Source organism: Shewanella sp. SM23 (assembly GCF_025654295.1).
In the GTDB taxonomy this organism is placed as follows: Bacteria; Pseudomonadota; Gammaproteobacteria; order Enterobacterales; family Shewanellaceae; genus Shewanella; species Shewanella oncorhynchi.
In genome coordinates, this window is sequence record NZ_JAKKRM010000024.1 from 50,545 (window position 1) to 57,639 (window position 7,095).

Annotated in this window: 5 protein-coding genes and 1 pseudogene; 2 read left to right on the forward strand and 4 right to left on the reverse strand. The window is 45.3% G+C overall.

Going from position 1 to position 7,095, the window contains the following annotated elements; genetic code table 11:
- Positions 1-32: 32 nt before the first annotated feature.
- A complete protein-coding gene (locus L5L98_RS20360; RefSeq protein WP_212599588.1) occupies positions 33-428 on the reverse strand; it encodes a VOC family protein in 396 nt (131 codons plus the stop codon).
- 332 nt (positions 429-760) lie between these two features.
- Here L5L98_RS20360 and torT point away from each other — a divergent pair, with 332 nt between their 5' ends.
- Positions 761-1,834 (forward strand): TMAO reductase system periplasmic protein TorT, encoded by a 1,074-nt coding sequence (gene torT / locus L5L98_RS20365; protein ID WP_263143157.1) that lies wholly within the window; start codon positions 761-763, stop codon positions 1,832-1,834.
- A 6-nt stretch (positions 1,835-1,840) separates the two neighbouring features.
- On the opposite strand, the gene ubiA is transcribed toward torT, so the two are convergent.
- The 3 genes from ubiA to L5L98_RS20380 all read right to left on the reverse strand — a co-directional run bounded on the left by ubiA (position 1,841) and on the right by L5L98_RS20380 (position 6,667).
- Entirely contained in the window at positions 1,841-2,701 is an 861-nt protein-coding gene (gene ubiA, locus L5L98_RS20370) for a 4-hydroxybenzoate octaprenyltransferase (RefSeq protein ID WP_168827752.1), read from the reverse strand.
- A 138-nt stretch (positions 2,702-2,839) separates the two neighbouring features.
- Positions 2,840-5,008 (reverse strand): DNA helicase II, encoded by a 2,169-nt coding sequence (uvrD, locus tag L5L98_RS20375; RefSeq protein WP_263143159.1) that lies wholly within the window; start codon positions 5,006-5,008, stop codon positions 2,840-2,842.
- Positions 5,009-5,500: 492 nt separating this feature from the next.
- Complete coding sequence (locus L5L98_RS20380) at positions 5,501-6,667, reverse strand: hypothetical protein (RefSeq protein WP_263143161.1); 1,167 nt, start codon at positions 6,665-6,667, stop codon at positions 5,501-5,503.
- A gap of 294 nt (positions 6,668-6,961) precedes the next feature.
- On the opposite strand from L5L98_RS20380, the pseudogene L5L98_RS20385 reads away from it, so the two are divergent.
- Positions 6,962-7,095: pseudogene (locus L5L98_RS20385) on the forward strand (IS110 family transposase); the annotation flags it as partial.

The window sequence follows — 7,095 nt, forward strand, 5'->3', positions numbered from 1 at the left end:
ATCATCTCCTTTGACTGGTTATCACTTGACGATCAATCCTGATATGGCCCTGCGGCTAAACGCTGGGAGATCCACCACAGATTGCCCACGGGATCCCGCACTCCACCTTGGCGATCGCCATAGGGCATATTCGCCACTTCCATCACCAATTCACCCGCAGCGGCGAGTGCCTGAGCCACCGTTTTATCGGCATTTTCCACATATAAATAATAGGATGCGGGCATAGGCGGAAAAGCTTCACTCGCCTCACTCAACATAAATAAACAGTCGCCGATTTGCATCTGTGCATTAGCTATTTTGCCATCAGCCCGACGGGAAATATGTAGCGCTTTAGCATCAAAGGCTTGCTGTAAAAAAACCACTAAACTATCGGCATCAGCGATCATCATATACGGGCTAACCCGTGCAAATCCTGACGGAATAAACATAACGATTCCTTGTTACCTAAGCATGAAATTGATCATAAAAAACCACTATAAGCCAATGACTATAGACTAAGCACTATGGCAAAAACCAGCTGTGGCAATTAAGCCTTAAGCGTGAAATGTAAACTTAAGCATTCAGTGAACAAGTCAAAGCGTAAAGCCTGCTAATGTAAGACTACCCTACAATTTCAACCACTCTGCAGCCCATCATAAAAGTGTCATAACACTTCATGGCACTGGTTATTAAGAATAAATCAGCTTTATTTAGCATCGACTTAGCAACTATGGATCATTCATCTATGCTTAATCTATTGTTAACTTAACATGATGATCCTATGCACTTTACTGCATTCTTCGCTTACTCCCTCAGGATTTGCCTCACCTTAATCCTCTATAGTTTCACCTTTGCAGTGCAGGCAACTTGGTATCCCACCGATGTGATTGCTGATGGCAAAAAAACGGCATACACACCACTCACTCAAGCCAATAAACCATGGCGGATCTGCGCCTTACTTCCCCATGGTAAAGACCAATATTGGTGGGGCGTCGCCTTTGGGTTATCGCAGGAAGCCGAACGTCAAGGTGTAACTCTCGGCATTTATGATGCTGGAGGATATGACAATATTGAGCAACAAAAACAACAACTCTATGATTGCCAAGCCCTCAAAGCTCAAGCCTATATTATTGCTGCGAATACGGCTGACGGACTGATTGCGGATATCGAACAACTCTCTGCTGTGGGCATTCCTGTTATTGATTTAGTGAATGGTATCGCGACCGACAAACTCACGAGTCGTTCCTTAGTCAGCTTTGAAGATATGTCTGCGGCGGCGATTGAGTATATTGCATCGCAGCAACGAGACCCTGTCGATAAAGCGCCTGCGAAACTTAAAGTTGCTTGGTTTCCTGGACCTAAGGACGCCTCTTGGGTTATGGCGGCGGAACAAGGATTTAGGCGGGCGGCAGCCAAACAAGAGTTCGACACAATTGAAGGAGGGTTTGGCACTACAGAGTTATTTATTCAAGCTGATTTAGTGCGAAAAGTGCTTACTAAACAAAGTGTAGATTATGTGATCGCCAATGCAGTTGCTGCTACTTTTGCGGCGCGCTATTTAGACGGGCGTAGGAATAAAACGGGAAAAGTCATCGCATTCTACTCGAATGCACAGACCATAGAATTAGTGCAGAAAAAACAGCTACTCGCGACGGTCAGCGACTCACCAGTATTGCAGGCTCGAATTGCCATCGATCTCGCAATACGCGCACTCGAAGGTGTGCCTTATCCCCACAGAGTGAGCCCAGTTATCAAGGTCATCTCCCAAGACAACATCCACCAGATTGATTTAGAACAAATATTAGCGCCACAGAATCAGTGGATGATCCATCAGGATCTTCCACAACAAAAATGATGCTCACTAAACTAAATAATCGGCGCCCAGCCCAACAAATAATGCGAGTCCAGCCCAATTGTTATTGAGAAACGCTTTAAAACAAGGGGCTCGTTCGCGATCAAAGATCAGCATTTGCTGGTAAGTACTAAAACCGACAAAAGTCAGTAAACCTAGGCCATAGAGTAAACCACGATCGGCGCTCCAACCGGCGGCGATAAAACAAGCCAGCGCAGCAAGCTGAAATAGCCCTATGATTTGGCGGTCATATTTACCGAACAAAATTGCAGTGGATTTAATGCCCACCTTTAAATCATCATCCCTATCGACCATGGCATACATGGTATCGTAGGCGACAGTCCAAAACCAATTGGCCGCAAATAACCACCAAGCCTCGATGGGTACTTCACCCGTCTGTGCGGCGTAAGCCATAGGGATAGACCAACTCCACACCACGCCTAGAAACATCTGCGGCATATTGGTGATGCGTTTAGTGAAGGGATAAATGATCGTGAGGATAATACCAACAACGGATAATTTAACCACTAATCCATTGAGTAATAAGACTAAACCAAAAGCAGATAAACCTAAAACGACGAACAGTATCAAGGCTTCTTTCGTGCTGATTTCGCCACTGGCCAGCGGCCGAGATTTAGTGCGTTCCACAAAAGAGTCGAGGTCACGATCGGCATAGTCGTTAATAATGCAGCCACAGGCACGCATGATCACCACGCCAATAATAAAGATGATCAATACCTTAAGATCGGGCATACCACCCGCCGCTAACATCAGCGCCATCAAGCATGGCCACATCAGCAATAGCGTACCTATGGGACGGTCGATTCGAGTAAGACGGGAATACACATCCCACTTCTGCTTTAAATTCATTAACTAGGTACTCCCAATACCCTCAAGTTTCCACTCGGTTTCAGGATTAGCATCATATACCCATGCTTCTCCCGATGCGAATTTACGCCCTAAAAGCGTGTCATAAAAAGCTGACATTCATCGCGTTCAGGGCAGGTATTAAAGCGCCTCTAACCGAGCGTAAGCCACCACTAACCACTTGCTGCCAAAGTCAGTAAAGCTCACTTGAACTCGCCCTTGGGCACCGCTGCCCTCAAAGTTGGTCACTTTACCTTCACCAAATTTAGGGTGATTGACTCGTTGGCCGACGTTAAAACCCGTATCGTTTGTGGCAGCCGATTTTTGGGCGCTGAAACGATTATTCACCATCGGTGTTGAAACCTGCGCCTTAAGACGGATTTCATCCACATATTGCGGCGGGATCTCTTTGATAAAACGCGATGGCCGCGCGTAATCTTCGCGGCCATAAATGCGCCGCGATTCCGCATAAGTTATGTAGAGTTTTTCCATGGCGCGGGTCATGCCCACATAGCAGAGACGGCGTTCTTCATCGAGTCTATCGCCCTCTTCGAGCGCCATTTTACTCGGGAAGATCCCTTCTTCGACACCCGCCATGAACACCATAGTGAACTCTAGCCCTTTGGCAGAATGCAGCGTCATTAGCTGCACCGCATCGGTAAAGGCATCGGCTTGACCTTCGCCCGCTTCGAGCGCCGCGTGGGATAGGAAACCGTTAAGTTCGCCCATGTCCTCCAGCTCTTCTGGCATTTCGAAGGTACGCGCCGCCGTGACAAGTTCTTCTAAGTTTTCGATTCTAGCGTGGGCTTTTTCACCCTTTTCGGCTTCATACATGGCCTTAAGGCCCGAAGCTTGGATCACAGTATCGGCCATGCGATACAGCACCATATCTTGGGTGTCTTCACGCAGTGTCATGATTAAGTCCATGAAACCACGCACAGAATTTGCTGCGCGGCCCGCGAGCACTTTCTCGTCGAGTAAACGCACACTCGCCTGCCACAGGGTTAACTCATGCTGGCGCGCGGTGGAGCGCAAAATATCTAAAGTGCGATCGCCAATGCCACGGGGCGGCGTATTCACTACACGCTCAAACGCTGCATCGTCGTCTTTGTTATTAATCAGCCGCAGGTAACCCATAGCATCTTTAATTTCTTGGCGTTCGAAGAAGCGTAAACCGCCGTAAATGCGATAGGCTAAGCCTTTGTGTAATAAGGCTTCTTCCAATACCCGCGATTGAGCGTTAGAACGATATAAAATCGCACAATCACTAAGGTTGCCGCCCTTTTCGTGCCAATCATTAATTCGACCGACGATAAAGCGCGCCTCGTCCATTTCATTAAAGGCGCAATAGAGCGAAATCGGATCGCCATCGGCTTCATCCGTCCACAGCTCTTTGCCCATACGTTCGGGGTTATTGGCGATTAAGGCGTTGGACGCTTTAAGGATATTGCCCTTAGAGCGATAGTTTTGCTCGAGGCGAATCGTAGTCGCACTCGGAAAATCTTTTAAGAATCGGTGTAGGTTTTCAACCTGAGCACCGCGCCAACCGTAAATCGATTGGTCGTCATCACCGACTATCATCACATTGGCAGTTTGACCGGCAAGCACGCGGATCCACGCATATTGGATCGCGTTGGTATCTTGGAACTCGTCCACCAAAATATGCTTAAATCTGTCTTGATAATGGGCCAACAAGTGCGGCTTATTGAGCCATAACTCATGGGCACGTAATAGGATTTCGGCAAAATCGACTAAACCAGCGCGGTCACAAGACTCTTGGTAAACCTGATAGATTTTTAGCAGATTCTGCTCAAGCGGAAAACCGCCCGCATCGATATGCTTAGGGCGTAATCCTTGGTCTTTTTTACCATTGATATAACCCTGAGCTTGGCGTGGAGGATATTGTTTCTCATCCAAATTTAGGCTTTTTAGAATACGTTTGATCAAGCGTACTTGATCGTCAGAATCGAGGATTTGGAAGCTTTGCGGTAAACCCGCATCTTGGAAGTGAGTGCGTAACAAGCGATGCGCCAAGCCGTGGAACGTGCCAATCCACATGCGGCCCATATTGGTGCCAGCGACTTTTTCAACTCGCTCGCGCATCTCAGCCGCAGCTTTATTGGTAAACGTCACCGCCAGAATCGAGTAAGGACTCTGCTGTTCAACCTGCATCAGCCACGCAATGCGGTGGGTCAACACCCGAGTTTTACCACTGCCCGCGCCCGCCAACACTAACATGCTAGATTGCGGTGCCGCGACAGCCTCGCGCTGCTTATCATTCAGGCCGTCTAGTAAAGAAGATACGTCCATTCTCGCCTCCAAAAAATCGAGGAGGCATTATAACAGAAGAAAACCCGCCTGCGCGTTTGATCCACTAGACAAGGGCCACAAGACGAATGACATGATGCCGCACCTTGATTTGCACTGATGTCGAACTACATTGATTAAGCACTGTCATTCACGCAATGCTTGTGGGCGGGAATCCAGCTTTTCGGTAACAGAACTTTGTTTTTAGGGTAGGAATTGAACAAATACAAGGCTGTATTAATGACTCATAGAGAGGGTGTTCATCATTCTGTTTCAGCGATTAAGCACTGTCATTCCAGTGACACGCCATTAACTCATCCCTGAGGGCTCGACGACGGCATCCATGCCGTCAACGGTCACTTCCATGACAGTGCTTAATCTTACCAACCCCGATAGTAATCTGAACCCTTTCTTACGAGCATACACTCTGTAAATTTAAAGATAGATGGCTCGTTAATTCCTGCACAGAAAATTTTATAGTCTCATCATTTTTTACTACTGCTGTTTTCTCTGCACTCGATCCCATTCAGCTTTGAGCATTAAGGGTACGATGCGCTGAAACTCTGCGAGTTTTTCTTTGATACGAGATTCGTTTGTAAGAGCTTGATATACCCTTTCCTCTGAGATAAATGCATTATTTATAAAGGTAACTAATCCTAAAATCTTATTATCAAAAGCTTTATCATTTAAACTGTTTGCATCTTTATCTGGGTTAAGCATAAAACTAATCTTAACAGTCTTTTCAATTAGTTCAGATTCAAGTTTCTTAAGCTCTGCATACGTGGATTTGACACTGTCAAAATATTCTCTTGCTTGCCTCTCGTAAATCATTAATTCTCTATAATCATTATTGTTTTCTTCAGAGAGGATTCGCGGCAATCCGCTATTTTCTTCACGGAATTTAGCTCGAAACACAGCGCACCGTCTTTCAGCACTTTTCAAATGTTTAACTATCTCAAGCATATCTTTCTCGATTTTATAGAAATAGAGTAGTTGAATTGCGACTCTGACATAACTACTAGCTTCATCTCGAAAGGTGTTAATCCACTTTTGACGAAATTCGTCAATTACGACTTTGTGACGTTCTTTCTGTTCATTTTTAGCAAGTTGAATTTTGCTTTCTAATGAATCATTATGTTGTTTCTCTTGAGTTTTAAGAAGTTCGAGATGTTCTTCCATACGCTTACTTGCATCTATTTCGATTTGTTCAACCTGCTTATCTGTTTCTCTTCGTAGAGTCCGATGAAGAAAATAGAGTGAGAGTCCAATCGAGCCTACGATACTAACTATCGCCGCCCCAAAATTAATCCACGCGGGTTTGTCAGGTGAGTCCATAAAAAGATGTAAATCGACATCTCTCTTTTCAAGCGATTCATAGTTAACTTTTTGTTCTTTAAGATATTGAGCTATCTCTGTATTTTTCCGGTTAATTTGAGTAACTTGCTTTTTGGCTTCCTCAATATTTGGAATAATAGAATTTTTAAGCTCAGTATTATCTTTAGATACAGCCTCAAGCTTTGCTGTAAGCTCTTTAAGCTGTATTGAAAGTTGTTCTACTGTGACAAGTTCGTCTGCCGATTTTAATGTTGTCTGAGAGTTCTCTGAAGCGTTTACTGCTGTTGATAGAATTAGCGCTATAAAAAATAGGGTTCTTGTTATCATATTATGCTTTTGGGAATGAAGTGCATCATGACGGCACGCTTAGTTAAATAACCAATGAGTTTAACACTTTAACGGTGAAACAAGACATCCACAACTCTTCAATGCTTTAAGTGGCCAACAGACAACTCAACAATCAAAGGAATACGCCATCCCCTCGGAGTTGCCGCAGGGCGAATAGACAAATTGCGTGAGTCTCGCCATGGATAATGGAATGGACCCATCCACTTTAAATCGGCCTCGCAATGGGCCACGATGTAGTCGCTAAAACTCATCAGAAAGAGGACGGGTCCACCTATGAAGATTACTACAATCGGTTTAGATATCGCAAAGTCTGTTTTTCATGCTGTTGGCGTCGATAAAGCGGGCAAGTTAATCAAAAAGAAAATGCTTAGACGCAAAGACTTGCTGCCCTTTGTCGCGAAAATTGA